This window comes from Sorangium sp. So ce296, assembly GCF_051529605.1.
Taxonomy (GTDB): Bacteria; Myxococcota_A; Polyangia; order Polyangiales; family Polyangiaceae; genus Sorangium; species Sorangium cellulosum_D.
The window spans coordinates 1,345,945-1,372,456 of record NZ_CP150325.1 but is presented as its reverse complement, the minus strand read 5'-3'; the positions used below and the strand labels follow the sequence as shown (position 1 = coordinate 1,372,456).

General features: G+C 71.6%; 18 protein-coding genes. 7 read left to right on the top strand and 11 right to left on the bottom strand.

What is annotated here, in order from left to right; genetic code table 11:
* Positions 1-441: 441 nt before the first annotated feature.
* Positions 442-4,698: a hypothetical protein gene (locus WME98_RS05105; RefSeq protein WP_437950246.1), complete on the top strand. Its 4,257-nt coding sequence runs from the start codon at positions 442-444 to the stop codon at positions 4,696-4,698.
* Positions 4,699-4,788: 90 nt separating this feature from the next.
* Here WME98_RS05105 and WME98_RS05100 read toward each other — a convergent pair whose 3' ends face one another.
* A complete protein-coding gene (locus tag WME98_RS05100) occupies positions 4,789-5,022 on the bottom strand; it encodes a hypothetical protein (RefSeq protein ID WP_437950245.1) in 234 nt (77 codons plus the stop codon).
* 257 nt (positions 5,023-5,279) lie between these two features.
* On the opposite strand from WME98_RS05100, the gene WME98_RS05095 reads away from it, so the two are divergent.
* Entirely contained in the window at positions 5,280-6,185 is a 906-nt protein-coding gene (locus tag WME98_RS05095) for a polysaccharide deacetylase family protein (protein WP_437950244.1), read from the top strand.
* A gap of 847 nt (positions 6,186-7,032) precedes the next feature.
* Positions 7,033-8,541 (top strand): hypothetical protein, encoded by a 1,509-nt coding sequence (locus WME98_RS05090; protein WP_437953956.1) that lies wholly within the window; start codon positions 7,033-7,035, stop codon positions 8,539-8,541.
* On the opposite strand, the gene WME98_RS05085 is transcribed toward WME98_RS05090, so the two are convergent.
* Entirely contained in the window at positions 8,538-9,914 is a 1,377-nt protein-coding gene (locus WME98_RS05085) for a restriction endonuclease subunit S (RefSeq protein ID WP_437950243.1), read from the bottom strand. The genes WME98_RS05090 and WME98_RS05085 overlap by 4 nt on opposite strands.
* The gene (locus tag WME98_RS05080; protein ID WP_437950242.1) at positions 9,911-11,374 is read right to left on the bottom strand and encodes an N-6 DNA methylase; all 1,464 of its coding nucleotides are present in this window, start codon (positions 11,372-11,374) and stop codon (positions 9,911-9,913) included. Before WME98_RS05080 ends, WME98_RS05085 begins: the two co-directional genes overlap by 4 nt.
* Before the next feature lie 197 nt (positions 11,375-11,571).
* Here WME98_RS05080 and WME98_RS05075 point away from each other — a divergent pair, with 197 nt between their 5' ends.
* From WME98_RS05075 to WME98_RS05065, 3 genes are read left to right on the top strand one after another with little or no spacing between them, the layout of a single operon-like run.
* A complete protein-coding gene (locus WME98_RS05075) occupies positions 11,572-12,207 on the top strand; it encodes a hypothetical protein (RefSeq protein ID WP_020738589.1) in 636 nt (211 codons plus the stop codon).
* Complete coding sequence (locus tag WME98_RS05070) at positions 12,204-13,091, top strand: DUF4159 domain-containing protein (protein WP_437950241.1); 888 nt, start codon at positions 12,204-12,206, stop codon at positions 13,089-13,091. Before WME98_RS05075 ends, WME98_RS05070 begins: the two co-directional genes overlap by 4 nt.
* Before the next feature lie 6 nt (positions 13,092-13,097).
* On the top strand, positions 13,098-13,517 hold the full coding sequence (locus WME98_RS05065) for a hypothetical protein (RefSeq protein WP_437950240.1): 420 nt from the start codon (positions 13,098-13,100) through the stop codon (positions 13,515-13,517).
* Positions 13,518-13,909: 392 nt separating this feature from the next.
* On the opposite strand, the gene WME98_RS05060 is transcribed toward WME98_RS05065, so the two are convergent.
* Complete coding sequence (locus WME98_RS05060) at positions 13,910-15,316, bottom strand: PAS domain-containing protein (RefSeq protein WP_437950239.1); 1,407 nt, start codon at positions 15,314-15,316, stop codon at positions 13,910-13,912.
* Positions 15,317-15,595: 279 nt separating this feature from the next.
* On the opposite strand from WME98_RS05060, the gene WME98_RS05055 reads away from it, so the two are divergent.
* A complete protein-coding gene (locus tag WME98_RS05055; protein WP_437950238.1) occupies positions 15,596-17,971 on the top strand; it encodes a glutamine amidotransferase in 2,376 nt (791 codons plus the stop codon).
* A gap of 55 nt (positions 17,972-18,026) precedes the next feature.
* Here the strand turns inward: WME98_RS05055 and WME98_RS05050 are convergent, their stop codons facing one another.
* From WME98_RS05050 to WME98_RS05020, 7 genes are all read right to left on the bottom strand, one after another.
* Entirely contained in the window at positions 18,027-19,148 is a 1,122-nt protein-coding gene (locus WME98_RS05050; RefSeq protein WP_437950237.1) for an SMP-30/gluconolactonase/LRE family protein, read from the bottom strand.
* Positions 19,149-19,659: 511 nt separating this feature from the next.
* On the bottom strand, positions 19,660-20,631 hold the full coding sequence (gene sigJ / locus WME98_RS05045; protein ID WP_437950236.1) for an RNA polymerase sigma factor SigJ: 972 nt from the start codon (positions 20,629-20,631) through the stop codon (positions 19,660-19,662).
* Positions 20,628-21,953 (bottom strand): NAD(P)/FAD-dependent oxidoreductase, encoded by a 1,326-nt coding sequence (locus WME98_RS05040; RefSeq protein WP_437950235.1) that lies wholly within the window; start codon positions 21,951-21,953, stop codon positions 20,628-20,630. The genes sigJ and WME98_RS05040 overlap by 4 nt, the downstream gene beginning before the upstream one ends.
* 97 nt (positions 21,954-22,050) lie before the next feature.
* A complete protein-coding gene (locus tag WME98_RS05035) occupies positions 22,051-23,610 on the bottom strand; it encodes a hypothetical protein (RefSeq protein WP_437950234.1) in 1,560 nt (519 codons plus the stop codon).
* 133 nt (positions 23,611-23,743) lie between these two features.
* Positions 23,744-24,820 carry an ABC transporter substrate-binding protein gene (locus tag WME98_RS05030; protein WP_437950233.1) on the bottom strand — a complete coding sequence of 359 codons (1,077 nt, stop codon included), beginning with the start codon at positions 24,818-24,820 and terminating at the stop codon, positions 23,744-23,746.
* Positions 24,820-25,602, bottom strand: a complete 783-nt coding sequence (locus tag WME98_RS05025; protein ID WP_437332398.1) for an ABC transporter permease — start codon at positions 25,600-25,602, stop codon at positions 24,820-24,822. Before WME98_RS05025 ends, WME98_RS05030 begins: the two co-directional genes overlap by 1 nt.
* A 365-nt stretch (positions 25,603-25,967) precedes the next feature.
* On the bottom strand, positions 25,968-26,099 hold the full coding sequence (locus WME98_RS05020) for a hypothetical protein (RefSeq protein ID WP_257792738.1): 132 nt from the start codon (positions 26,097-26,099) through the stop codon (positions 25,968-25,970).
* Positions 26,100-26,512: the final 413 nt, after the last annotated feature.

Here is a 26,512-nt window from a genome sequence, read left to right as displayed (position 1 = left end):
GGTTACAGGCTTCATCTAGAAATTTATTGGTCAAATTCAGTCAAACGATGGCAAAATCTAGAAAATCGATTCAAAAACCAAGACGATCGCGACCTAGATCCAGAAAAACTGCTCAGAAATCAAGCAAATTAGGCCGCTCCGACGTACCCGTTCCGTGGGCACGCGGCGCTCGTCGCGCCCTGAGAGAGCGGGTCGGTAAGGAAGGTCTCTACGCTCGCGGCGCCAGAGCGCTCGACGAGCCGCGGCAGCCACGTGGTCATGCCGCCGGGGTGACCGTCGCGCAGGGCGACGGCCTGCAGAAAGCACTCTGCGCCGCGACACACAGTGTGGGAGGCAGGCAGCGCCATGCAAGCCTGTCGAACAGCCGCGACCGGACACAGCAGCCCGGCGCAGGATCGCGCGTCGTTGCTTCGGCAGCTCGACCGCCGTACGAGACCTGCGATGTCCTCGTGGATCGATCTGAACCGCCTCCTGCTGCCTGCAGAGCGGCTGGACGAGTTGCCCTCGCTCGCGGCACTTCGTTACGTCCCCAGAGACGCGCTCACGTGGGCCCGGGCACTGTCGAGTCCCTGCATCGTGATCCTTGGTGAAGCCGGCTCCGGCAAGACACGCGAGCTGCGGGCGCAGGCCGAGCGGCTCCGGATGGACGGTCGCGAGGGATTCTTCCTCCGCGTGGAAGATCTCGCGAAGGACGGTGTGGCTGCAGCCCTTGAGGGCGATCGCGACGTTTTGGAGCGCTGGAGGCAAGGCTCCGAGGAGGGATGGCTCTTCCTCGATTCTGTGGACGAGGCCAAGCTCCACGGACAGAGCCTGCGGCGCGCGCTCGCAAAGCTCGAAGAGACGCTCGCGAGCGCGCTCGTCCGGTGTCACGTGGTCGTTTCATGCCGTCACTCGGACTGGAGTGAGCAGGACGCGGAGGAACTCCGCCGGTTCGCCGGGCGGCTTGTCGCGCCGAAAGCGCCACCGGGGCCCCAGCCCCAGGCCCGCCCTGTGCGACACGCGCTCCGGTGGAGACGGGCGCTGCGCGACGATGGGGAACGGGCCCTCACGTCATTTCGTATCCTCCGGCTCGCGCCGTTAAGCTGGGAACAGGTTCGAACCTACGCTCAGCAAAGCGCTGGGCTGACGGACGTCGAAGACTTCATGTCCGCCATCGGTCGAGCGGACCTCTGGGGGCTCGCGGGCCGGCCGCAGGACGTCCAGTGGCTCGCGCTCTCGTGGAAACGGCGGCGCGCCTTCGGCTCGCTCCGGACCATGCTCGAGGAAGGCATACGCGAGAAGCTCGACGACAATCGCGATCCGGTCCTCCATGGCATCGCTATCTCTCGCACCCAGGCTCGCGATGGCATCGAGCGGGTTGCCCTGGCGCTGACGATGGCGCACAGCGAAACCATCGCCCTCCCGGGATGGACGGCTGAGGCTCCGGTTGGCGCTCTTGGTCTTCGAGACCTCCTCTCTGACTGGAAGGACGCTGAGATCCTGTCCCTGCTTCGGCTGGCGGTCTTCGATCCGGCCACCTATGGTCGCGTCCGCTTCCACCACCGAACGATGCGCGAGTACCTGGCGGCCTCGTGCCTTGGACGACTCCGTCTGGGCCATGGCCTTACGGCCCATAAGCTCGCTCGCTTGGTGTTCGCCACGGTGGAGGGCCGCCACTTCGCCCGACCAGGCTTCGAGGCGGTCGTCGCGTGGCTCGCGATCAACGACGCGGAGGTCTGTCGGCGCGCCGTGGAGATCGCGCCGGAGCACCTGATGGATCTCGGCGACCCCTCGGAACTCTCCCCCGAGACACGCCGCGAGGTGCTGCGAAGCTACGCGCGCCGGTTCGCCGGCCGAAAACGCACGCTGCACCGCTTCGACGGGGCCGGGCTGGAGCGGTTTGCCGGGCCGGACCTCACGGCAGAGATCCGCGATCTGCTCGCGCCGCACGTCTCCGACGATCTAAGAAAGGCACTCCTCGAGATGATCGAGCGGAAGAAGCTGCCATCGCTCGCCGAAGCGGCGCGGCATGTGGCGGAGGAGGAAGCGATCCCCTCCTTCCTTCGGTGCCAGGCCGTCCGGGCGGTAGCCGCTACGGGAACGCTCCTGGAAAAATGCTCCCTCTTCCACGCGATGATCCCTCGCTTCGCGGGGGACCGCAACACCGCCCGCGAGCTGGTGGAGACGTTGTTCCCGGATGTGCTCACGGGTGACCAGCTGATAGCCCTCATCGAGGTGGTACCGCCAACCTCAGATGTCAGCGATGGCTACCGTCGTCTTTTCAAGCATGTCGGGACCCGATGTCCTCCCGAGATGCGCGCCAGCCTGCTCTCCGGTCTCATAGAGCTCTTCGAACGCCGCTCCGCCGAGAAGGGGAATGAGGACGCCAAGCCGCTGGAGTGGTTGCCGCTTGTGGTGGTGCTTCTCGACGACATGCTCCGGACGGGAGATGTGGTTACCCTGCTTCCGGCCGGCATTCACGTATTGGAACAGGCGAATAATCTCAGCGCATTTGGGCGTGTAGAGCTCGCGAATCTCCTCGCCGACAAAGCTCCCCTGCGGCGCGCGATGTTCTGGGACAGGGTCGAGCGGTGGCGGGGCAAGCACGGCCACTGGCCGCGCCACGTAGCTGAAGTATGGCCTTACTCGTTATTCAGCCGCTCCTCGGAAGATGCTGACTGGCTGGAGGGGGATGCTATAACTCACGACCACGTCGAGGGTCGTCTCCTGGCGTTTGACGGTCTGATAGACGTGTTGAGCGTCCAGAGGGATGAATCCGGCGATCGTGGCCGGGTGGAGCGCGTGGCGAAACAGCGGCCGGAGCTGATGAAGCATCTCCAAAGAATCATGGGTTCCCCGCTACAGGGAAAAGAACTTGAAGGTGCGTGGAGACTGAGCTGGCAGCTTCGCCAAGTGCCGTTTAAGGAAGAACGGAGGCGCAATAAGGCGCGCGCCGTGCTCCGGGAGAAGCTGCTGCAGATTCGCAGCGGCGAGGCATTTCGTGCGCTGATGCACCTGTACGAGGTCGGGTGTAGCGATGACGGGTGGTCTCCTGCCGCCGTCACGAGCAAATACGATGCCGAACTGGCGGCAGCCGCGGCGGAGGGGTTTCAACGAGTATGGCAGAGGCAGACGCCCCCCGCGCTGCACGAGATGCCAGCGAACGTGCTCCCTCAGGTCGGCGTGATCGGCGCCTTGGGCCTGAGCCTCGAGATCCAGCAGGGGCTCGACGTGACGCAGCTTGACGAGGGGCGCCTGCGGAGAGCCATCACCTATGCCGGCTGGCAGCTTAACGAATTCCCCGCTTGGCTGGACGGATGCGCGAAACGATCGCCCTCGGTGCTCTGTGAGATCTTCGGCTCTTCGCTCCGCCTCGACCACGCCTCCGAGCACGGCGAGCGGCTCCTTCGGAAGATCGCTCACGCCTCGCAGCCCGTGCGTGCGGCCTGTGCGCCCCTCTTGCTCGATCTGCTGCGGTCGGCCGATCCCCCGCACGTACCCGTTCTGGAGTACACGCTTCAAGCGTTGCACGGGTTGAGCGCTCACACCGATGAGTTGCGCGCGCTGTGCCGGTCTCGCTGTGCGGCGAGCCGGGATGCTCCCCGGCGCTTTGCAGCGTGGTGGTGCGCATGGGTCGTCCTGGACGCGGGCGAGGGTGTGGCATTCCTTCGCGACGAAGTCTCCGGGGCCGCGCCCGGTGAGGCGTCGGATGCGTGCGTCGTCGCGTGCATGGCCGAGCGCAGGCCGGAGCAGTTGCTGGAGTTGTTCCAAGGTAAAGAAGCAGAGCTCCAATCGCTACTTGATGTCGTCTTCAGACACGTTCGTCCCAGCGAGGATATCGAGGATTTTAACCATCCACGATACGACGCCCAGCAGCTCCGCTGGCGCCTCCAGAACGCAGTCGAAGCGACCGGGACGCTCCAGGCGATCAGGCTCCTGGAAAGCCTGGCGAGCGCACCTTGGAACAGCGACTGGTCCAGGAGCTCGCTCGTCCATGCCGCGGATGGATGCGCCGCGCGCGCCGCCGCAAGGCAGTGGTCACTTGAGGACATCCGCTGCTTCCTCGAACGCGGGCTGCTCGCCCCGCGCATAACCGCCGATCTCTTCGCAGTTACGCTCGATGTGCTCGCTGACATCCGCCACCATATCGAGAGAGACGACGACAGTCCCAAGGCCACCTACTGCCGAGACGACATTGATGAATCTCACTTTCAGAGGCTCCTGCGCAAAGAGCTGGAAGTGCGGGCGCATGGTCGCTACACGGTCTCGCGAGAAGACGAACTCGCGGATGGCACCAGGCCTGACCTACGCATAAGGGCCAATGGCCTCGGTCCGATCAGCATCGAGGTGAAGATCGCCGATTGCTGGTCGCTTACCGCCCTGGAGACTGCGCTCGAGAAGCAGCTCGTAGGCCAGTACATGAGGGACGCAGCTGCTCAACATGGTGTGCTTGTCCTGGTTTCCTCCAGGAATAAAAAGGAGTGGGGCAGCGCCCCAAATCAAGTGCCCAAATTCGATGCCCTCGTTCATTGCTTGATTGCGCGAGCGGAGGATCTTCGGTCGCAGCGCTCGGACATCGAGAACCTCGCGGTCATTGGAATCGATTTTCACGAGCCAGACGGCTTGGCGAAACGCTCGACCGGTTTGGTCGAACGGAAGCAACCATCACGCCAGCCCGCAGGGGCAGCGCGTAAGCGCAAGAAAGGTCCACCGCATTGAGAGGGCTGCGCGCCATATGACGAGATGGAGATGAAGACGGGCGCCCCGAGGCCACTTTTCTCTCTCTGGAGACGGATGGTCCTCTTCAGCTCAGGGGAGCGCCGACTTTTCGAACAGGTCCCACGCGAGGTTCGCGACCCCGAACGACTGGTAGCTGCCGCAGTGAGGGCCGCTCTGCACCGTGCACAGAGTCACCGAGGAACCTTGGCCGCAGCTCAACCGCCGGCACGCCGGACCGCTCGTGGGGCCGACGACGCAGTCGAAATCGACCGGAGCGGCCGCCGCGAGCACGTCCGCGGCTTCGCACGCCACCTCGCAGGTCATGCTGCCTCAGATCGAGCACCCAGTCGCGTACACGCGTTTGGTCACTGCGCTGATGACGCGACGCGGCGGCCCTCCTTCCGCCACGCCCGGCGCTGGCACCTACTGGCGCTCACCCAGCAGCTATCCGCACTCCATAAAGGTCACGGAGCTCGTCGCTCCCTGTCCCGGGAGGAGCGCCAGACGTTCCCGGAAGGCGCATAGCGCGCTGATCTCCGTCGGAGGACGCCGGAGGCGCAGGCACGGCCGATGATACGGCGGTGTCTGCTGTGGAGAGCCTGCGCACAAACAAGGGCGGCGCGCGGCGCCTCGCGACGCGCCACGACCAGGCGGTGCTTCTGTGCATCGGAGCGTGCCTCGCCGCCGTCCTCCTCGCCTCGATCCTCCTGGCAGGGTGTCCCCCGGGCGTCGCCGTCGTGTCCCTCGAGTTCGACGATACGCTGGCGAATCAGCTCTCCGCGCGCTCCATCCTCGCCGAGCACCGGATGCATGCCACGTTCTTCGTGAACAGCGGTCGACTCGGCCGTCCCGGCTACCTGACGGTCGCAGACCTCCGCGCGCTCGCGTCCGACGGCCACGAGATCGGCGGCCACACCGTCGACCACGCGTCGCTGCCCGGGCTCCCTGCCGGAGAGCTGCGCCGGCAGGTCTGCGACGATCGCCGCGCGCTCCTCGCGCTGGGCCTCGACGTGAGCGACTTCGCGTACCCCCGCGGCGCCTACGACAGCGTCAGCGCCGAGCAGGTGCGCTCCTGCGGTTACGACAGCGCCAGGAGGGCGGGCGGGCTCGGCATACCCCCGTGCCTCCTCTGCGCACGCGCGGAGACCATCCCGCCGCGCGACCCCATGGCCACCCGCACGCCCGGCTCCCTCCACCTCGTTCACCGCCTCTCAACGATTCAGGCGCTCGTCCGGCGCGGGCAGCAGGATGGCGGATGGATACAGCTCACCTTCCACCATATCTGTGACGCCTGCGACGACTACAGCATCTCCATCGAGGACCTCTCCACGCTCGTGGGCTGGCTCGCGGAGGAGCGCGAGGCGGGCCGCGTGGTCGTCCTGACGGTGCGGCAGGTGATCCGCGGGGAGGCGCCTGCGCCCGCAGGCTGGCTGTGGCGTGAAGGCGGCCCGGTCGATGCGTCGACGGATGCGTCGACGCATCCTTGATGGAGCGTCGGTACACCTCTCCACCAGCCCCGACGGCGAGGACGTCGCTCGACCGAACGGCAGAGCTCGACGAACCCGGGCGAGGCGCCCGCGTCTGCGAGCGCATCCACTGAGCTTCATCGGGCACAGTGGAACACGCACTCCGGCGCGCGAGCCCGCGGCGCCCGTGATCTCGTCTCGTGAAAATGTTCTGCTGAACGCGGTATTGATACGATCGGCGAGTCCGGGTGATCAAAGTTCGGAGCCGCGGGAATGTCAGGGGTGGGGTGGTCCACGGCGATGGCGCCGTGTGCTGCCTGCGTAGAGCTTAAGGAAAGCAGGTTTGATGTCCCTGAAGCGCGAGCGTTCTTGAATCCTCCGCGGATGAGCCTGTCGCGCAGAGGATCCCGGGCCGATCATCGGCATCGGGGCTGGCTCCACCTGAAGACGGCCGGGGAGGCAGAGCTCGCCACGCGCGCTCGACACCAAAGCTCCGTTCCTGATGGGCGTGACGCGCATCTTCGATGCATTGGTAAGTTCTTGATACGGCATCACTTTTCCAAGAGGGAGGCGGATCGCGTAAGGAACCTTCTGTCACCCGAGGCGAGCGTGGCGATTCGCCCTTGACATCATCGGAGTCGCTTCGCTCTTCCTTTTCCCTCGGCTCATCCAACGACGGCGACGATCTTTTCAACAATCTTTTTACTCGCCTTTCTGCTTGGAGGCCTCGTGCCAGGCGATGCGACCAGCCGCTGCCCGACGCCCCCCATCCGGCGTCTCGCTCAGCGTCTGCGCGGGAGCACGCACCCGGCATCCAGCGGTACCTAGGAGCACCATGCGAATCAACGATCAGGCAGGCTTGTCCACCGTGTCATTCGGCAAGATCTCGCAGCGCACGTTCTGTCTCGTCTCGTGCGTCACGGCCCTTCTGCTGGGAGCCTGCAGCAGCGGAGATCCCGACGCGGAGGGCACCGCTGGGGGAGGGGAGGGCGGGGGTGGAGCGGGCGGCGCGACCTCCGTCGCCAGCGGCAGCGGCCCGTCCTCCTCCTCCTCCGCGACCACGACCTCCTCGTCCGCCGGACCGGCCGTCGGCAGCGGCGGCGGCGGCTCCAGCGGGACCGGCGTCACGCACCCGAAGGATCATTGCGTGGACGGCTTCGATCCCCACCCCAGCGACGCGACGATCAAGGACGGCCCGGCGGAGTTCGTCAAGAACGGCCAGACCGATCTCACGGTCCAGCCGGAGGTGATCGCCTGGATGCAGGAGAACGAATGGCAGGCCGCCCACTTCGAGTGGCACAGCATCCGGCGCTGCGGTCCCGGCGGGCTCGGCGGGATGAGCAGGGTCGATATCTGCAACTCGTCGGTCCCGGTCCCGTCGGACCAGGAGTGCAAGACCACGGGCGACGGCTTCCAGTTCCTCGCCATGCACCGGCACATGATCCAGTCGCTGAAGCAGCTCTGGCCGAACCACTCGGAGCAGTTCGAGGGCTTCGACAAGTTCCCCACGAGCGCGGAGGAGCTGCCGCAGCAGTGGAGAGCGGACTTCAGGCCCTGGAGCGCCACGACGATCGCCAACGCGAAGATCGCCGACGAGATCGATAAGCCGGAGAACCTGAGCCGCTTCCCCGACGAAGGCGCGTTCGGCATGTGGCTCCAGTGCTTCACCGGTCAAGCCATCCCGGGTGCGAGCGTGACGGCCAGCGGCCTGCACGGCGAGCTCCATTTCAAATGGGTCCGCAGCAACAACACCGACCACGGCCTCGGCAACCAGTTCACGAACATCGACAACTACATGTTCTGGAAGCTGCACGGCTGGATCGACAAGGTCTGGGAGAAGTACCGCGTCGCCAAGGGCCTGTCGCCCGACGACCAGAAGCTGAAGGACGCGGTCGCGGCCCAGTGCTACGAGATGGACGCGATCGCTCGGGTCATCAACCCTGAGTTGAACCCGGACCCGGTCGACCCCCTGCCCACGGAGTCGGGCGTGTTCCACACCAGCGTCCGTCCGATCTTCGAGAGCATGGTCAACAAGTGCAGCGGCTGCCACGCCGCGCCGTCGACCGGCCCGCAGGCCGGTCTGTCGCTCGGCGGCGAGATCAGCTCGGCGGACATCGTCGCTGGCCTCGTCAACAAGCCGGCCAGGGGCGGCGGGCAGTTCAAGCTCGTGGTGCCGGGAGATCCGGAGCAGAGCTGGCTCTACCGCAAGGTCGCGGGCACGGCGGCGAGCGCCGGATGCAGGCCCAGCGCCACCGCCAGCTGCAACACGGGCGTGATGCCGCAGAGCGCGGACAACAAGCCGACCCTGACGAGCGCCGAGCTCGCGACCCTCCGCCAGTGGATCCAGGACGGCGCGCCCGCGCCGACCAAGAACTAGGCCAGCCCCGGTCCGCCGCCCCCGCGGCCGCTCGCCCCGGATCCCGCCTGCTCGGCGCGGACGCGGCGCAGGAGCGCGTCCGCGGGCTCGCAGCCCCGGCCCTCTGCGCGGGCCAGCTCCGCCTCGGTGGGGACGAGCTCGCCCGAGAACGCCCGCGCGAGGATCGCCTGCGGGAGCCGGTCGGCCCGGGCCGCGGCGGCGGTCACGCGCTCCTCGATCGCGCCGCCGAGCGCGAACAGCGCCCGCGCGCGGCGGACGATCTCGGCCTGCTCCTCGGTCGGGGGGAGCGGGGCAGGGATGGCGTTGAGCGCCGCCTGCGTGAGCTTCGGCTGCGCGGAGCCGGTCACGTGGTGCTGGAGATCGAGCGAGTTCAGGAGCAGCTCGAGGTACCCGAGGACGACGCCGGGCTTCGGCTGGAGGACGTGCGCGTGGTTGTTCACCCAGAACCGCCCGCTCGCGGCGAAGGCCACCGCGGTGCTCCTGGACAGGAGGTTCGCGCCGTCCTCGGCGACGAGCAGGTAGTCTCCGTCGAACCGATAGCCATCGATCGAGTCGATGATCCCCGAGGCGCCGTAATAGGGGTACGGGCCCGGGCGCCGCTCTCGAACCGTGGAGTTCAGGGGGACGCGCTTGCCGTCGTGGTTGTCCACCAGGGCGCCGAACGGGCAGAGGGCCCACGACGCCGGCGGGGGCCGCGCGCCGCGGCCGTCGCTCGCCGCCAGCGGCCACGCGCGCGCGAGGGGCTCCGCGAGCTCGGCGGAAGGCGGCGCGGCGGCGGCGAGCGCCGGCCGCGGCGCGCGGAGATCCTCGGTGAGCCTGCCCGAGCACGCCGCCGAGAGCACGGCCTGCCGGAGCCGCCGGAGGACGAGCGACGCCCTGGCGAGCCGCGCCTTGGCGGCGTCCACCTCGGCGAGCAGCGCCTCGACCTTGGCGACGATGCGGCGCTGCTCGGGGAGGGGAGGCAGCGCGAAGGGGCGCTCGAAGGTCTCGCGCACCTTCACGAACGGCTGCGCGGAGCCGCCCTTCACCCAGAAGCCCTCGTCGTTGAGGTGGAGGAACAGGTAGTCGAGATCGATGGCCCGCCCGTCCGGCCAGACCACGTGGGTGTTCGCGATCGCCGACCATCGCCCGCGCGCCTTGAACGCCTTCCCGCACCGCGTCCCCACGGCGGAGACGACGATCGCCTCGCCCTCGTGCTCCCAGCGGTCGCACCACACGTCGGGGCCGGAGGCGCTGAACGCCTGGTAGCGCCCGGGCCGCCGCTCGGCGTGGAGCTTGCCCTTGATGAGCTTCGAGCTCCCGGTCCGGTGCGCGCAGATCGACGCGAGCGTCGTCTCGGCCCACGCTTCGGGCAGGCGCAGGCGCCCGCTCACGCCTCGGCCGCCTTCGCCCCGCCCTCGAGCAGGGCGAGCACGCGGCCGAGCGCGGCGACGGCCTCTTCGAGCTCCAGGATCGCGTCGGTCGCCAGCTCCTCCGGCTCCGGCAGCTCGCCGGCGTCGTCGGGCGACTCCTCCCTGAGCCATTTGAACCCGTCGAGCTTGAACTCGCGCTCCTCGATCTCGCGGAGCTCGAAGCTGCGGAATCGGCCCTCGCGGGAGCTCGCCGCCTGGCGCCCCGCCCGCCCGTCGGGGTCGTCGCCGTAGCACCGCTCGAACTCGGCGAAATGCGCCGGCGAGAGCGGCCGATCCTTCTTGGTGATCGACGGGACGCCGGTCCGTGCGTCGTAGATCCAGACCTTCTCCGTCGCGCGGCCCTTCGTGAAGAAGACGACGTTGGCCTTCACGCCGGGGCTGTACGGCGTGAACGTCCCGCGCGGCAGGCGGAGCACCGTGTGCAGGTCGCAGCCCTCGGCGAGGATCTCGAACACGGCGCCTGCCTGGTCGGCGAACAGGCAGTTGTCGGGCAGGACCATCGCCGCCCGCCCGCCGGGCTTCAGGATCGTCAGCACGTGCTGGATGAAGTTGAGCTGCTTGTTCGCGGTCGCGATCGCGAAGTCCTCGCGGCCCGGCGTCTGGCGCGCCCCCTTCGTGCCGAAGGGCGGGTTCGTCAGGATCACGTCGAACCGCTCGGCGGGCGGCGGGGCGTCGATCGAGTCGCCGAGGGCGATCCTCGGCTCGATCCCGTGGAGGACCAGGTTCATGAGGGCGAGGCGGCGGGGGCGCGCGACGAGCTCGTGACCGAAGAACGCCGTGGACTTGATCCGGTCCGCCGTCTCCCGGTCGAGCGCCCCTCGCGCCTCGGCCTCGAGCCACTCCCAGGCGGCGACGAGGAACCCCCCGGTGCCGCACGCCGGGTCGCAGAGGGCGAAGCCCGGCTGTCCCCGCGGATCGGGCCGCATGCACCGCACGATCGACTGGATGAGGACGCGCGGCGTGAAGTACTGCCCGGCGCCCTTCTTGCCCTCGGCGGCGGCCTTCTCCAGCAGGCCCTCGTACGCCGCTGCCTGGATGTCCACGCCGAGGCCGGTCCACTCGATCTCGTCGATGAGATCGACGAGCCGCCCGAGGTTCGCGGGGCTCTTGAAGCGCGGCTGCGAGCCCGCGTAGATCTCCCCCAGCACGCCGGGGGCCTGCTCGAGGGACCGGAGCACCTCGGCGTAGCGGTCGAGCAGCGCCTGCCCGCTCGCGGCGCGCAGCGCGGGCCACGAGCAGTCCACCGGATCGAGCTCGCCGCGGGGCGCCCTCGGCGCGACGCGCGAGAGATCGAGGCCTCGCTCCGCGGCCATCTTCAGGAAGAGCAGGTACGTGATCTGCTCGATGTAGTCCCCGTGGTCGATGCCGTCGTGGCGGAGCGTGTGACAGAACCCCCAGAGCTTTCCAACAACATCGGTCATGCGGCGTTGGCTTCGTTCGGGTCGAGGAGGCGCGGGCCGAGCCGCCTTACCACGGCCGCGCCCCCACGGCGGCGGCGGCGCGCCCCGCGGGCGATGGCGGCGCGCCCCCACGGCGGCGGCGGCGCGCCTCGGCGGGCGTCCCGGCGCGCCTCCACGGCGCTGGGACGCGCCGCCGCCGATGTACTAGGCTCGCCCCCGTGCCGCGCGCCCTCCTCACGCTGCTCGCGCTCGTCGTGCCGCTCGCCGGCCTCGCCTGCGCGTCGCCCTCGCTCCCCGACCCGAACGAGGCGGTGCGGGCCTACGCGGACGCGGCCGCGCGGGGGGACGCCGACGCCATCTACGGCATGCTGAGCGAGCGCAGCCGCACCGCGATGTCGCGCGAGGAGGTGCGGCGGCGCGTGGCCGAGGCGCGCGCCGAGCTCGCCGAGCAGGCCAGGAGCGTCACGGCGCCCGGGGTGGTGATCAAGACCCGCGCCCGGGTCCGCTACCCGGACGGCGAGATCGCGACGCTGGAGCTCGACGACCGCGAGCGCGCCTTCCGGATCTCGGCCGCCGACGCGCTGCCCGCGGGCGGCCGCACGCCCGAGCAGGCGCTCGAGCAGCTGCGGCGCGTCCTCGCGCGCCGCAGCTACGCCGGCCTGCTGCGCGTCCTCACGCCGGCCACGCGCAGCGCCATCGAGAGCGACCTCCGCTCGCTGGTCGAGGGGCTCGCCCAGCCCGAGGGCCTCGAGGTCCGGATTGCGGGCGACTCCGCGACGGTTCAGATCCCTGGTGGGCACGAGGTGAAGCTCCGGCGCGAGGCGGGTGTATGGCGGGTGGAGGACTTCGATTGACACGGCAGCTCGGCGCCGCCGGCGGCTCCGCACGCCGCCGCCTGGCCGCGGCGGCGCCGCTCCGGCGCCTGGCTGCGGCGGCGCCGCCCCGCCGCCTGGCCGCGGCGGCGCTGGTGCTGGTCTCGGCGCTGCTCCTCGCGGCGGTGCCGCGCCCCGCGCGCGCCTTCGGTGAGGAGGGGGCGTGGAACCCGCGGCCGCTGCTCACGGGCAACGCGCGCTGGGAGGGCGTCCGCGCCACCGCGCCGGCGCGCTGGTCGTTCGAGCTGGAGCGCCGGACGAGCGCGCCGGCGCGCCGCAACCCGACCACGGTCCGCGCGGACGACCCGGCGCTCCTGGCCGAGCCGTTCGCGCTCTGGGGCGGCGAGGGCGACATCCCGCCGCTCACCGAGCGCGAGGTCTTCGGCCTGCGGCGCTTCCTCGCGCTCGGCGGCGTGCTCTTCGTCGACGATTTCGCCCCGGGGAGCGGCGCGTTCGGCCGCGCCGCGCGGCGCGAGCTCGCCCGCGTCCTGCCGGAGGGCTCGCCCATCCCGATCGGCACGGAGAACGTCGTCTTCCGTTCCTTCTATCTCCTCCCGCGCGCCGTCGGCCGCGTCGAGGGCCCGCAGAAGCTCTCGGCCATCGTGCGCGGCGGCATGCCGCAGGTGATCTTCTCCGACCACGACCTCGCCGGCGCGCTGGCGCGCTCGGACGGCGGCGGTCCGAGCGTCGAGGTCACGCCCGGGGGCGAGGCGCAGCGCGAGCGCGCGTTCCGGCTCGCCGTGAACATCGCGATGTACGTGCTCTGCTCGAACTACAAGGACGACCAGGTGCACGCGCCGTTCCTGATGCGCCGCCGCGCCGTCGACGACACGCGACCACGCGCCGCGCCCCGCGGGGCGCCCTGAGCCGGTATGTCGGACCGCCTCGTCCCCGCGCCGAAGCTGGTCTGGCAGAACGACTACTACGCGATCCTGGTCGACGCGCAGCTGGGCATCATCTGGAACGTGCGCAGCAGCAAGCCGTTCGCCTCGCTCGATGAGCTCGATACCAGGATGGGCGCGGTCGTCGATTACATGGATGGGCTGGACCGTCCGCGGTACTCCCTCCTCCTCGACATCCGCGCCGGCCCTGGCCGGAACGATCCCGAGTTCGAGGCCGCCATCACCCGCCTCCGGCCGCGGTGGTTCCGGGGCTTCCGCAGGATCGGCGTGCTCGTGCAGACGGTCGTCGGCGCGATGCAGGCCCAGCGCTATGCGAGGCAGGACGGCGTCAGGCGGCTGGTCACGAGCGACGAGGCCGCGCTCCTGCGGTACCTCACGCAGCAGGGCTGAGCCTGGACGATGCGGTCGGGGTGATTCACGAGCGGAATCCGTGAGAGGTTCGGACCGTCGCGCCCCGTCGCGCCGATGCCGCCCGCGAGGTCCCGACCGACCACGACGCCTCCAGGGGAGCCCACGGCGGGGTCGCGATCGCTCAAATTGTATAATAAAATACAATTCTTTTGGTTGGGACCTGCTTCCAGGTATAATTTTATCCTCCGCGATAGGTCACGACCTCACCGGAGCCTCGCGGACGAGCGCCGGCGTTGGTCGCGACCTCCCTGGCTCCTCGTTTTCAACCGGTCGGGTTGATCCCGCCGCGTCGCGGACCGGCGCGCTGGCTGACGGGCGCGACCGCTCCACCGTCGCCCGGCTCACCGGCCTGTCGGTCGAGGCGGTCGCCGTCACCGCCGGGCGTGGCGCATGGCGTGCGCGATGCCGCTCTGCAAGGTGCTCAGCGTGGTGATCCCGGAGAGGTCCACGCCGAGGGTGACCAGCGTCTGCGCCACCTCGGGGCGGACGCCCGTGAGCACCACGCGGGTGCCGAGCAGCTGGGCGGCGCGCGCGGTCCGCGTCAGCGCGTCCGCGACGTGCGTGTCGACCGCGCGCACGCCGGTGATGTCGAGGATCGCGGTGTGGGCGCCCTGGCTGCTGATGCCGGAGAGCAACGTCTCCATGATCTGCTCCGCGCGCCCGGTGTCGATCGTCCCGACCAGCGGCATCGCCACCACCCCGTCGGCGAGCGGGATGAGCGGCGTCGACAGCTCCCGCAGGGTGGCCTGCTGCGCGGCGATGATCTCCTCCTGCAGCGCGGCCCGCTCGGCCTCCGCGCGGCGCAGGGACGTGATCTCGGTGACGATGCCGCCGAGCCCGATCGGCCGGCCGCGCTCGTCGTGGAGCGGGAATTTGACCGTGAAATAGTGGAGCAGACCGTTCACGGTCTGCAGCGCCTCTTCGAACTGCATGACCCGCCCGCCGGCCATCACCTCTTGCTCCTTCGCCGCGAGCGCCTCCGCGATACCGGGGAACAGCACCTCCCTGTCGTCCCTGCCGATGAACTCGACGACGTGCTTCTCCACGGGCTGGGACTGCGCATAGGCGCGGTTGGCGAAGACGTAGCGTCCCGCGATGTCCTTGACGAAGATGAAGCTGCGCGCGTTGTCCACGAGCTGGAGGAGCATCTGGTAGCGCCCGTGCACCGTCCGCTCCCTCCGTCGCTGGTCGCTCGTGTCGTCGACGATCGCGGCGATCTCGCGCGCGTCGCCCCGGTCGTCGCGCAGCACGGCGTAGGTCCACCGGCAGAGGAGCGCGTGCCCCTCTCTCGTCCTGGCCTCGCTCGAGGCCGCGGCGAACCGGCTCTCCACCCGCGGGGAATCGAACGCCCGCACCGCGTCGGGGGACACGGGATCCGCGGCGACGAGGTCGGCCAGCCTGCGGCCGAGGGCCTCGTGCGCGCTCCACCCGAAGAGGCGCTCGGCGCCGTCGTTCCAGTGCGTCACCGTGCCATCCGGGCGCCAGTAGATCACCGCCGGCACCGCCGTGGGCGAGCCGTCGAGCGCGGCGTCGTCGCCCGCGCTCGCCGCGCCGTTCGATGCCGCGCCGTCCAGCGCCGCGCCGTTCGACGGCGCGCCGTTCGACGGCGCGCCGTTCGACGGCGCGCCGTTCGACGGCGCGCCGTTCCGCGCTGTTCCGTCCGGCGCGCGCCCGTCGGATCGCTCTGCCAGCGCCTTCTCCAGCGCCGCGACGCGCGCGCGGAGCTCCGCGTTCTCTTCTCTAAGCCGCCCAGCCTCGCTCAGATCTTCGCGCATCATCGGCCAGATTCGAGCCTACGCGGGGCATCTGCGGCGTTGCAAGGTTGCTTTGGGTCGTTTCACGTTGCCTCTCAGGTCGCAGAGATGGCGCTGCGCTGGGGCGCCCGGCGTCGATGTGAGCGCCGGGCTGGGACACCCCGGCCCGATGTACTAGGCTCCGCCCGTGTCGCGCGCCCTCGACTCGCTGCTCGCGCTGTCGCGCTCCCACGCCGCCGGCGCACCCAGCGGGCCTCCCTCCTCGCCCTCACCCGCTCTCGCTCCCTCGCTCCCGGAGCGGCCGTGACCCAGAGCCTCGCGCCCTCGGGCGATCTCTCCTCGTCGGTCGTCGCCGTCGCCTGCGTCGTCGCCGCGCTGAGCTTCGGGTTGCTCGTGCTCGAGCTCGTCCGCGCGCGGGGCCGGACCGCGGCGGGGTCGGGCGGCCTCCGCGGCGCGGCGCTCGCCACGGCGCTCACGGGCGCGATCGCCGTGCTCTGCCTGCTCGCCGCCATCCTCCGCCCGGTCGCGGTCACGTCGCGCGGGAGCCTCGTCGGCCCGAAGGTCGTGGTGCTGGTCGACGGCTCCCGGTCCATGGACCTGCCCGGCATCGCGGGGACCCGCCGCGACAGCGCCGAGCGAGCGCTCGCGGAGCTCGGGAAGCGCGCCGACGTCCGGCTCTCCCGCTACCTGTTCGGCGAGGGGGCGCCGCTGCCGGCCGACGGGCAGGCCGGCGATGGCGGCGGCCCCGCGCCGGCGCCGGCGCCGGGCGGCAGCGCTGGCGCCGCGCCGGCGTCGACGCCGCGCGCGGAGGCAGGCGCGGCGGCGCCCGCCGCTCCGGCCGCGCCGGCCGCGCGAGGCCGGCCGCAGCGCCGCTCGGACCTCAGCGCCGCGCTCGAGGCGCTCGCCCGCGCCGCCGACGAGCGGCCGTCGGCGTTCGTCGTCGTCTCGGATGGCCGCCTCGACCGCCCCGGCCCCGAGGACACCGCCGCGGCGACGCGCGCCGCGCTGGAGGGGCTCGGCGTCCCGGTGCACACGGTCGCGGCGGCGACCGAGTCCCCGCGCGACGCCAGCGTGCGCGCGGTCCGGACCTCCGGCGCCGCCGTCGCCCACCAGCCGCTCTCGCTCCGCATCGACATCGGCTGCAGCGGCGGCCTCGCGTGCGACGCGGTCCCCGTCGTCGCGCGCGAGCTCCGCGAGCAGGGCGCGCCCACGACGCTCGCGACGGGCACGGCGCACGTCGACGAGGGGGGCGTCGGCACGGTCGAGCTCGGCGTGACGCTCGATCGCGCCGGCACGCGCATCCTGGAGGTCGCGATCGACGCGCCGGACGGCGACGCGCTCCCCGAGAACGACGTCCGCTACGTCACGCTCGACGTCGCGCGCGATCGCATCCGGGTGCTCCACGTGGCGGGCCGGCCGACGTACGACGTGCGCGCGCTCCGGATGTGGCTCAAGGCCGACGCCTCGGTCGACGTCGTGGCGTTCTTCATCCTGCGCACCCCGGGCGACGAGGTGAACGCGTCCTCGGACGAGCTCGCGCTCATCCCTTTCCCGGTGGACGAGCTCTTCAGCGTGCACCTGTCGAGCTTCGACGCGGTCGTCCTGCAGGACTTCGACGCCAAGCCGTACGGCCTGACCAAGCACCTGCCGGCGCTGGCCCAGTACGTCGACAAGGGCGGGGGGCTCATCATGGTGGGCGGCCCGAACGCCTTCGTGCCGGGCAACTACGCGCGCACGCGGCTCGCCCGCGTGCTGCCGGTCGATCTCGACATCGGCAGCGCGCCCGGCGTGGATCTCGGCGCCTTCGTGCCGCGCATCACCGCCGCGGGCCGCGCGGCGCCGGTGCTCGCGCCGCTGCTCGCGCTGATCGGCGACGAGATGCCCGAGATGCCGGGGACCAACGTGGTCGGCGACCCGCTCCCCGGGGCGACGGTGCTGATGACGCACCCGACCCGCACGACGGCCTCGGGCGCGCCGATGCCGGTGCTCTCGCTGGGCGAGCACGAGAGCGGCCGGACGATCGCGCTGACGCTCGACGGCAGCCACCGCCTGCTCTTCAGCGCGTTCGCCTCGAGCTCCGCCGGCCGCGCGCACGGCGCGTTCTGGGACGCGTTGCTCGGCTGGCTCATGCGCGACCCCCGCTTCGAGCCCGCCGCGATCGAGCCGCGCGGCGGCTGCCTCGCGGGCGAGGAGACGACGCTCGTCCTGCGCCCGCTCGCCGGGCAGCGGGGCGAGGCCAAGGTGACGATCGCCCGCCTCGGCAGCGGCGCGGTCGTGCGGACGCTGAGCGCGCGGATCGGCGAGGGCGGCGAGCCGGTCGAGCTCGCGGCCGGCCGCCTCGATCCCGGCGGCTACGCGGCCACGGTGGAGATCGTCCCGGCGGAGGGCGCGGGCGACGCGAAGGGCGCGACAACGCGGCGCGACTTCGCGTGCGAGCGCGGCGGCGACGAGTGGGCGGATCCGCGCCCCGACGTCGCCCGCCTGGAGGAGATCGCGAAGGCCACGGGCGGCGCGTCGGTGCTCCCGCCGGACGCCGGCTCGCTGCCGCTGCCGGCCGCGACGCAGGTGGCGGCCGAGCGCCACGTCGCGCCGCTCCTGCCCCCGTGGGCCTGGACGCTCGCGGCGGCCGCGGCCCTCGGCGCGCACTGGATCGTGCGCCGGCGCGGGGGGCTCGCCTGAGGCGCGGCGAGCCCCGCTCCGCGGGGCGGCCCCCGCGCGGGCTACCCGCCTCGCCTCAGGGCAGCCACGGCTTCTCCAGCGGATCTCCCTTGTCGCCGACCCAGACCCTCAGCACCCCGAAGTTGTCGGGGTTCCCGGTGAGGAGCGCGTGGTTCACGATGAGCAGCGTCTTCGCCGGGTCGTTGAAGGCGACGTTGGCGGGCGCGTCGAGCGGCACCTCGTCCCAGGGCGAGCTCTCGATGCGCGACACCTCGTCCCCGTCCTCGTCGAGCACGGAGATCGCGTTGGCCGCGGCGAGCGTGACATAGAGCTTCCCCGACTTGCCGAACGCGATCCCGTCGGGCGCCTCGCCAGCGGCGTAGTCGTGGACCAGCTCCAGATCGGCCTCCTCGGGGGCGTCGACGAGGGGGAGCCGGTAGATGGACCCGAGGCTCGGATCCGAAAGGGAGAAGGTGACCGAGAAATAGACGTGCTCCCGCAGCGGATCGAGCCTGATCCCGTTGACGCCGAACGGCTGGGGGCCCCCTCCGACGAGCGCCGCGCTCTGGAACCAGATCTCCGGCGCGCCGCCGCCGGGCGCATAGCGGAAGATCGTCGCCTGGAGCGAGTCGGTCACATAGGCGTAGCCGTCCTCGTCGAACACGATGTCGTTCGGGATCGGCGGCGTCTCGAAGGGCACCGGCGAGCACGCCGCTCCCGGCGAGGCCGTCGCGCACGACGGGAGATCCGGCAGCGGATCGCCGTAGCTCTCCTGGACATATCCATGTCCAGTTTTCCTGAAGCGCAGCAGCCCGAGCTGCGTGCTGAGCGCGTAAACGCGGCCCGGGCCGTCGACCGCGATGCAGCTGAGCGCATGCTCCGCGTCGAGCGCCTCGCCCGCCACCGTGATCGTGCTCTTCAGGATCTTGCTGTCCCTGTCGTAAACGACGATCTTCGATGGCCCCGATCCCGCGGTGCCGAACGTCGCCGGACCAGACACGAAGACCCGATTGCCATCGACCGCGATCCCCTCAGGGAACCCGGGAGGCGTCGGGAACGTCGCGAACGGCTTGATCTCTCCGTGCCATGCCGCCATCGCCCAGGCCGGATCCGAGATCTGCGCCGATGCGACGGAGAGGAGCGACAGCGCGCCGCAAACAAGCCCCGTTTTGCTGGAGCGGGATAGTTTTGACTGCATACAATGCGACATGATCCCTCCTGGGTCCGTGGCTCACGGACCGGGGTTGTCGAAGTGAACGCTCGAAAGAGACGCTGATGAACGCGATCGAGAAGCCAAGGTGCGATCGGCCCGGCCTCGTCAGGACGAAGACGCGTCCATGATGGCTGGAGTATATGCCGATAAGCCAATCGGCTGTCGAGATAATTTTCTTTGGTCTCTGAAGTCTCGGCACTCTCGGCGAGGCCGGCGGCGCGACGCGGTTAGGTTATAGTCTTTATTATGAATGCGTCTGCGCACTTCTGCATTCATGTTTTTTTGCGCCCCCGCTGAACCACGTGTCCCCACGTGCTGACACGTGTGTGTAACAGGCGGATGTCGCCCTGTTGCCGATGCCGCTGGATTGCCGTTAGATTGCCGTTGGTTGCCGTTAGTTGCCGTTAGTTGCCGTCGGATTGGCATTGAACCCGCGCCGAGCACTCTTTCGTCGGCGCGGGCTCGGCGCGAGGCGCCGGCGTCTGTCATGCGCGCGTCACGCGCGCGCGTCGGGCAGGCCGCGCGACGGGAGCAGCGGGAGCGCGGCCTCGAGCCGGGCCAGCTTGTCGGGATTGCGCATGAGCCAGATCGCGTCGATGCCGGCCGGCGAGGCGTCGAGGCCGACGGCGGTCGCGAGCCGCGCGCCCTCGTAAACGAGGAGGGCAGGCGCGCCGTTGACCGACGCGACGCGGGTGACGATCGCGCCGGCGCCCTTCCGCCACAGGCCGATGAGGTAGCGCGTGATGCGATCGCGGCCGCTCAGCACCCGGCGCGCCGCGCTGGCCTTGCCGCCGGAGTCCGGGGTCACGCTCGCGCCCTCGGCGAGCATCGCGGCGAGGGCGCCCGCGTCGCCGCGCGCCGCCGCGTCGAGGAACGCCTCGAACAGGCGCCGCCGCTCCGCCTCCGTGGCGCGGAACCGCGGCTGGCGCGCGGCCACGTGCTCGCGCGCCCGGTGCACGAGCTGCCGGCACGCCGCAGGCGAGCGGCCGAGCGCCCCGGCGAGGGCGTCGAACTCCCAGTCGAACACGTCGCGCAGGATCAGCGCGGCGCGCTCGAGCGGCGACAGGCTCTCGAGCACCACGAGGAACGCCATCGAGATCGACTCAACCCGGTCCATGCGCGCCGCCGGGCTCTCCGCGCCGGCGCCCTCGCCCGGGTAGCCCGCCGCGGCCCCGCCGACGTCGAGCAGATCGCCGGTCGGCACGGGCTCGGGCAGCCACGGCCCGACATACGCCTCGCGCCGCGCGCGCGCCGACTTCAGCACGTCCAGGCAGAGGCGCGTCACGATCGTGGCGAGGTACGGCCCCGGCGCCTCGGGCACCTCCCCGGCGGCCCGCGCGCGCAGGTACGCCTCCTGGACCACGTCCTCGGCCTCGGCCGCGCTGCCGAGCATCCGGTAGGCGAGGCCGAAGAGGGAGCGCCGGTGCGCCGTGAAGCACTCGGCGCTCACGCCCGCGGCGGCGCTCATGTGGCGGCACCGGACGGGAGCCGCTCGCCGGCCGCGGCGCTGCCGAGCGACGGCGCGCCCCGCGGCCGCGGCGCCTGACCGGGCGAGCCGTGACCGCCGGCGCGGAGCCCCTCGAGGCGGATCGCCACGATCGTGGAGCGGCAGACGAGCTCCTTCATCCACGCGCCCAGGCGGCCGGTGATCACCCGATCGAGCGGCCTGTCGCGGGGATCGACCCGCTGGATGAGCCCGCGCCGCCGGCCGAGGCTGATGCACTGGATGAAGAACGCGAAGCGGAACGGCGGCGGCGGCGCGTCGCCGGCGAGCGCGGCGACGACGCTGTCCGCCGCGTACGCCGCCTGCGGCATGGCGGTGGCGCAGCCCATGCGCAGCGGCGCGCCGTCGCCGTCGAGCACGGCCGCGGCGTCGCCCGCGCCCCAGATCTCCGGGTGCGCGGGCGCGCGGAGCCACCGGTCGACGGCGAGCCGCCCGCCGGCCACGGTGGCGAGCCCGGAGCTCTCGGCGAGCGCCGCCGGCCGGAAGCCCGCGGCGAGGACGACGATGTCGGCGGCCAGGCGCTCGGCCGCGCCGGCGCCCGGGGCGACGCCGCCCGCCTCCGCGGCGACGGCGAGGCCGCTCGCGTCGACGGCGACCGCGCGCACGCCCTCGTGGAGCGCGACGCCGAGCTCGCGGAGCGCCCGGCCGACGTACGCGCGCCCGCCGACCGACAGGCCCTCGCCGACGCGCCCGCGCGTCGCGAGCGCGACGCGGAGCGCGGGGAACGCCTCGGCGATCTCCGCCGCGGTCTCGATCGCCGTGAGCCCGCCGCCCACCACGACCACCCTGCCGCCGGGCGGCGCCGCGCGCAGGCGCTCGTGGAGCGCGCGCGCGCTCGCGGCGTCCGCCACGGAGAGCGCGTGCTCGCCGCCGCCGGGCACGATCTCCTGCGCCGCCCCGCTGCCGGGCGCGTACACGAGCGCGTCGTAGCCGAGCCGCCGCGTCTCCGCCCCGGCGTCGCCGCCGCCTCCGAGCTCCACCTCGACCGCGCGCGCCGCCGCGTCGATCGTGCGGGCGCGGCCGAGCACGAGCTCGATCCCCCGCGCCCCGAGGAGCCGCGCGAGCTCGATCCGGCGAGGCGCCTTGCCGGCGGCGAGCTCGTGCAGCCGGATCCGCTCGACGAACAGCGGCGACGGGTTCACCAGCGCGACCGAGACCGGCACGCGGCGGCGCGCCGCCTTGCCGGCGATCCGCAGCGCCGCCGCCACGCCCGCGTACCCGCCCCCGATCACCACGACCCGGGCGCGGCCGGAGACCTTCGTCCCGCCTTGCTTCCTCTCGTCCATGAGTGCCTCCCGCCCCGATGCCCGGGGCTCGGCGGCAAGACGAGAGGGGGGGCCCGGTTGTGACATGGCGGTCGCCGGATTCGTCCGGAGCCCTCCGCTACGGCCGCGACGGCCACTTGACGCGCGTCGGCACGAGCCGCGGCTCGTTGGTCCCGTCGCCCAGCTCGCCGTTCCGGTTGTCTCCCCAGCAGCGCATCTCGCCCGTGCGCCTGAGCGCGCAGCTGTGGTCCGCCCCGAGGGCCAGCTCGATCACGTCGGTCAGCTCGAGCGGCTGCGGGGTGAAGGCCGGGTCCTGCGTCCCGTTGCCGAGCTGCCCCTTCGTGTTGTCGCCCCACAGCAGCACCTGTCCGTCGGCCAGCACCGCGCCCGAGTGCCTCGCGCCGAGCGAGAGCCGGAGCACGCCCGCGAGGTCCGGGATCTCGCGCGGCGCCGCCTCGACGTTCACGGTGCCTGTCCCGAGGCGGAACTGCGCGCCCTCGCCCCAGCAGGAGGCCACGCCGGTCGCCGGCGCGGCGCACGTGTGCAAGGCGCCCGCGGCCGTGATCGCGACGCTGGTGAGGCCGGGGATGGTCACGGGGACGCTCGACGGCTGGAAGTTGCCGGAGCCGAGCTGACCGCTCTCGTTGTGGCCCCAGCAGCTCATCCGGCGCTCGCCCATCCGCTCGATCATGCCCGCGCAGGTGTGCGAGAGGCCGGCGCTCACCGAGGCCACGTCGTCGAGGACCACGGTGGGCTCGAACTGATCGGCCTCGTCCCCGTACCCGAGCTGACCGGAGCTGCCCTCGCCCCAGCACCAGAGATCGTGCGACGTCGTGACCGCGCAGGTGTGGCTCCCGCCGACGGCGACCTGGGTCGCGCCCGCGAGCTCCTTCGCGCGCACGGGGGAGAGGGCGTTCATCGCCTCGCCGTCGCCGAGCTGCCCGCTGTTGCCTGCGCCCCAGCACGCCACGGCGCCGTCGGTCAGCACCGCGCAGGTGTGCGAGCGCGCCGACGAGATGCTCGTCGCGACCGTGGCGGCCTCGCCGCCGAGGCCGACGACCTGCCTCGGGATCGGCCGATCCTGCTGCTGCGTGCCGTCCCCGAGGTTGCCCCAGGTGTTCCTGCCCCAGCACCAGACCGAGCCGTCGCTGAGCGCCGCGCAGGTGTAATCGGTGCCGGCCGAGATGTGCTTCGGCACGACGCAGGCGCCCCGCACGCACTGGCCGCTGCACGGCTTGTCGCAGCTGCCGCAGTGCGCGAGGCTCGTGAGGAGGTCCTCCTCGCAGCCGTTCTCGGGGTCCTTGTCGCAGTCGCCGCGGTCCTCCTCGCACGCCGGCGACTGGCAGACGCCGTCGTTGCAGCTCGGCGAGCCGCCGAAGGGCGAGCACACGACATCGCACGCGCCGCAGTGCTCCGCGTCCGTCCTCGTGTCGACGCACGTGTCGCCGCACACCTCGCCCCCGCCCGGGCACCCGCCGCCGCTGCCGCCGCTGCCGCCGCTCCCGCCGCCGGTGCTCGAGCTCGTCGACGCGTCGGGCGGGCGCGCCGTGAACTCCTTGCCGCACGCGCCGGAGGCGACGGCGGCGGCGACGGCGACAGCGGCGGGCACGTACGCCGCCGCGAGGGGCAGCGAGGCGAACGGGAGCCGGCTGGCCCGAGGTCGATGCGTGGAAGCCATGGAGGGCGGTGTTTCCCTTGCGTTGTGGCGCGGCGGCGCCGTGGGGGCGCGACGCGCGCGCGCCGCATTCTAGACGAAGTCGCGCGCCGAGATCTCGCCTCGCGCCGCGCGGGAGGCGCGCCTGCCGCGTCGATCAGAGCGCGGCGACGAGCAGGTCGTCGATCGGCGGCGCCTTCTCCAGCACGCCGAGGTCGGCGAGCTGCTTCGCGAGCGTCTCCCAGCGCTCGCGGGTCATCACGCCGAGGCCCTTCTCCTTGGTCTCGGGGGTCTCGATGAGCGGCCGCTGCGCCTCCGCGGCGGCGACGAAGGTCTCCGCGTCCATCGACGTGTTCAGCTTGGCCATGACCTCGTTGGCGCGCGTCGGATCGTGCAGGTAGCCGCGCCAACCCTCCCGCGTGGCGCGGATGAACGCGCGGACGCGCTCCGGGTTCTCCTTCCAGAGCGCCGCGCGCGTGATCACGACCACCACGTACGGGTTGAACCCCTCGCTGGCGACGAGGAACGCGGCGGGATCGCTCCCCTTGCGCTTGGCCGCGATCGGCTCGGCGGTGATGAAGCACTGCTGCGAGAAGTCCTTGTCGGCGACGAAGCGGGCGACGCCGCCGTCGTACGGCACGACCTTCACCTTGTCGAAGCCGTACTTCTTCTTGAGGTACGCGGCGTAAGGCAGCCCCGGCTCGATGGCGAGCGTGCCGCCCGACGAGAGGATGTCGGCGATGCCCTTCGCGCCGCGGCTCTCGTGGGTCATGATGGCCTGCGGCGAGGTCTGGAACACGGCGAAGAGGGGGAGCACGTCCGCCCCGCGGGCGCGGGCGGTGAGCACCTCGTCGGCGCCGGAGAGGCCGAAGTCCACCTGCCCGCCGGCCACCATCTGGACGACCGGCACGCCGGCGCCGCCGCCGAGGATCTCGACCTCGAGCCCCTCCTTCGCGAACGCGCCCGACTCGCGCGCCGCGTAGAAGCCGCCGAACTCGGGCTCGGGGACCCAGTTGAGCGCGAGCTTCACCTTCGCGGCCGGCGCCGCCTGAGCAGGCGCGGCCGACGCGCCCTGGGCGGGCGCGGCGGGCGCGCTCCCCTGAGCGGAGGGGGCCGACGAGCGGCCGTCGCCTTCGGGCGACGACGAGCGCGAGCAGGCGGGGGCGAAGAGGGGGACGGCGACGAGGGAGGCGAGGCGCTGGAGGGCCAGCCGGCGGCTGTCACGGGAGTGCATCAGCGATTGATCTCCGAAGGATGCCAGCGCCGCAAGAGCCGCTTGCCGGCGAGGTCGACGGCGCCGAAGAGCGCGAGGCCGAGCGCGGAGGCGAGCAGCACGGCGGCGAAGAGCAGATCCGTGCGCAGCTGGCGGTAGGCGGAGAGGACCAGGATGCCGAGGCCGGCGGCGTCCTCCGAGAAGCCGGCGACGAACTCCCCGACGATGGCGCCGATGACGGCGAGGCCCGCCGCGATCCGGAGCCCGGTCACGATGTGGGGCAGCGCCGAGGGGAGCTCGAGCTTGCGGAGCATGGCGAAGCGGCGGGCGCCGTAGAGCCGGAAGAGATCGCGCAGCGCGGGCTCGACGGAGCGCAGGCCGGTGAGCGTGTTCGCGATCACCGGGAACACGGAGACGATGAACGCCGAGACCGCGACCGCGCGCAGGCCGGGGCCGCACCAGAGCACGAGCAGCGGGGCGATGGCGACGATCGGGACGGTCTGCAGGAAGACGGTATAGGGATAGAGCGCCCTCTCGAGCGCGCGCGACGAGGCGAGCGCGATGGCGGAGAGCACGCCGACCGCGGCGCTGAGGCAGAAGCCGGCGAGCGCGGCCTTCGCGGTGGTGGCGGCGCCGGCGAGCAGGGTGGCGGCGTCCGCTGCGCCCGCGCGGGCCACGTCCGAGGGCGGCGGCAGGAGGTAGGCGGGGATGCCGAGCGCGCGGGCGACCACCTCCCAGAGCGCGAGCAACAGCACGAGCGCGGCGAGCGGCGGCGCGACGGCCTGGAGCAGAGTGGGTCGCACGGCTGGAGCCTCATAGCGCGAGGTCGCTTCGCCAGGAAGAGGCCCGGCGGAGGAAATCCGGCCGGCGCGCGGGCGTGGCCCAGGCGCGACGGCCCGAGCGCGCAGCGGAGAGAGCGACTCGACGCGAAGGCGGAGAGGCCGAGAGCACAGGGCGGCTGGTCGCGCAGAGGAGCTGCGTCGAGGGCCCTCTGCGATCGAGGAGAGATGGGGTGGAGAGCGACATCGTAGGGCCGGTGCTTGCCCGCGATGGCGCGCTATGCGTCCGGAACACCCGCGGCCGCGGGAGGAAGGAGGGGCTCTGGTTGAGAGGGGGCTTTGTCGAGACGGGGCGTGAAGGGCGCTGAGCGCGGCGCCTCTCGGCCCGACTACTTGCTCTTCTTGGCAGGCGCGGCCGGAGCAGGCGACGCCTTGGCGGTCGCGGCTACCTTCTTCTGGTTCTTCTCCGCCGCGTCCTGCTTCTTCTGTCGCTCTTTGGCCTTCGGAGATTTGTCACCCATGGGAGCACCGCCTCGGTGGATGCGTTGTTAAAAGTCCACCTTGAGCGAGGCTAGCACCAACTCCGGTGGCGGAGTCACGAACTTTGTACTTCGCGATCGTTCACGTCTCGCCGCCTCGCCGCCTCGTCGTCTTGCAGGCTTGCCGCCTCGTCGCCTCCGCCGCCAGCGGATAGGCAGGACGGTCGGAATACGGCGATCCCTTCAGCATGGTCGCCTGCTTTCTCCGGACGAAGCGCCGCGACGCCGGTGTCCACGCCGTGGACACCGGCCGCCTACCGGCTGGGCGACGGCGGGGCCTCCGGTCGTGAAAGTCGCCAAAAACCAGGGCTTTCAAACCGGCACCGGGCTTGCTGAACCGCCCGAGCGAAGGGCACCGGGAAACCGCCGTGGTCTGCCGGCGTTCACCGGGCCCG

Bases quoted from the DNA above. Each gene is read 5' to 3' on its own strand.
- WME98_RS05105 (WP_437950246.1), top strand. From the start codon at position 442: ATGTCCTCGTGGATCGATCTGAACCGCCTCCTGCTGCCTGCAGAGCGG.
- WME98_RS05100 (WP_437950245.1), bottom strand. From the start codon at position 5,022: ATGACCTGCGAGGTGGCGTGCGAAGCCGCGGACGTGCTCGCGGCGGCC.
- WME98_RS05080 (WP_437950242.1), bottom strand. From the start codon at position 11,374: ATGACCGATGTTGTTGGAAAGCTCTGGGGGTTCTGTCACACGCTCCGC.
- WME98_RS05065 (WP_437950240.1), top strand. From the start codon at position 13,098: ATGTCGGACCGCCTCGTCCCCGCGCCGAAGCTGGTCTGGCAGAACGAC.
- WME98_RS05060 (WP_437950239.1), bottom strand. From the start codon at position 15,316: ATGATGCGCGAAGATCTGAGCGAGGCTGGGCGGCTTAGAGAAGAGAAC.
- WME98_RS05050 (WP_437950237.1), bottom strand. From the start codon at position 19,148: ATGCAGTCAAAACTATCCCGCTCCAGCAAAACGGGGCTTGTTTGCGGC.
- sigJ (WP_437950236.1), bottom strand. From the start codon at position 20,631: ATGAGCGCCGCCGCGGGCGTGAGCGCCGAGTGCTTCACGGCGCACCGG.
- WME98_RS05040 (WP_437950235.1), bottom strand. From the start codon at position 21,953: ATGGACGAGAGGAAGCAAGGCGGGACGAAGGTCTCCGGCCGCGCCCGG.
- WME98_RS05035 (WP_437950234.1), bottom strand. From the start codon at position 23,610: ATGGCTTCCACGCATCGACCTCGGGCCAGCCGGCTCCCGTTCGCCTCG.
- WME98_RS05030 (WP_437950233.1), bottom strand. From the start codon at position 24,820: ATGCACTCCCGTGACAGCCGCCGGCTGGCCCTCCAGCGCCTCGCCTCC.
- WME98_RS05020 (WP_257792738.1), bottom strand. From the start codon at position 26,099: ATGGGTGACAAATCTCCGAAGGCCAAAGAGCGACAGAAGAAGCAGGAC.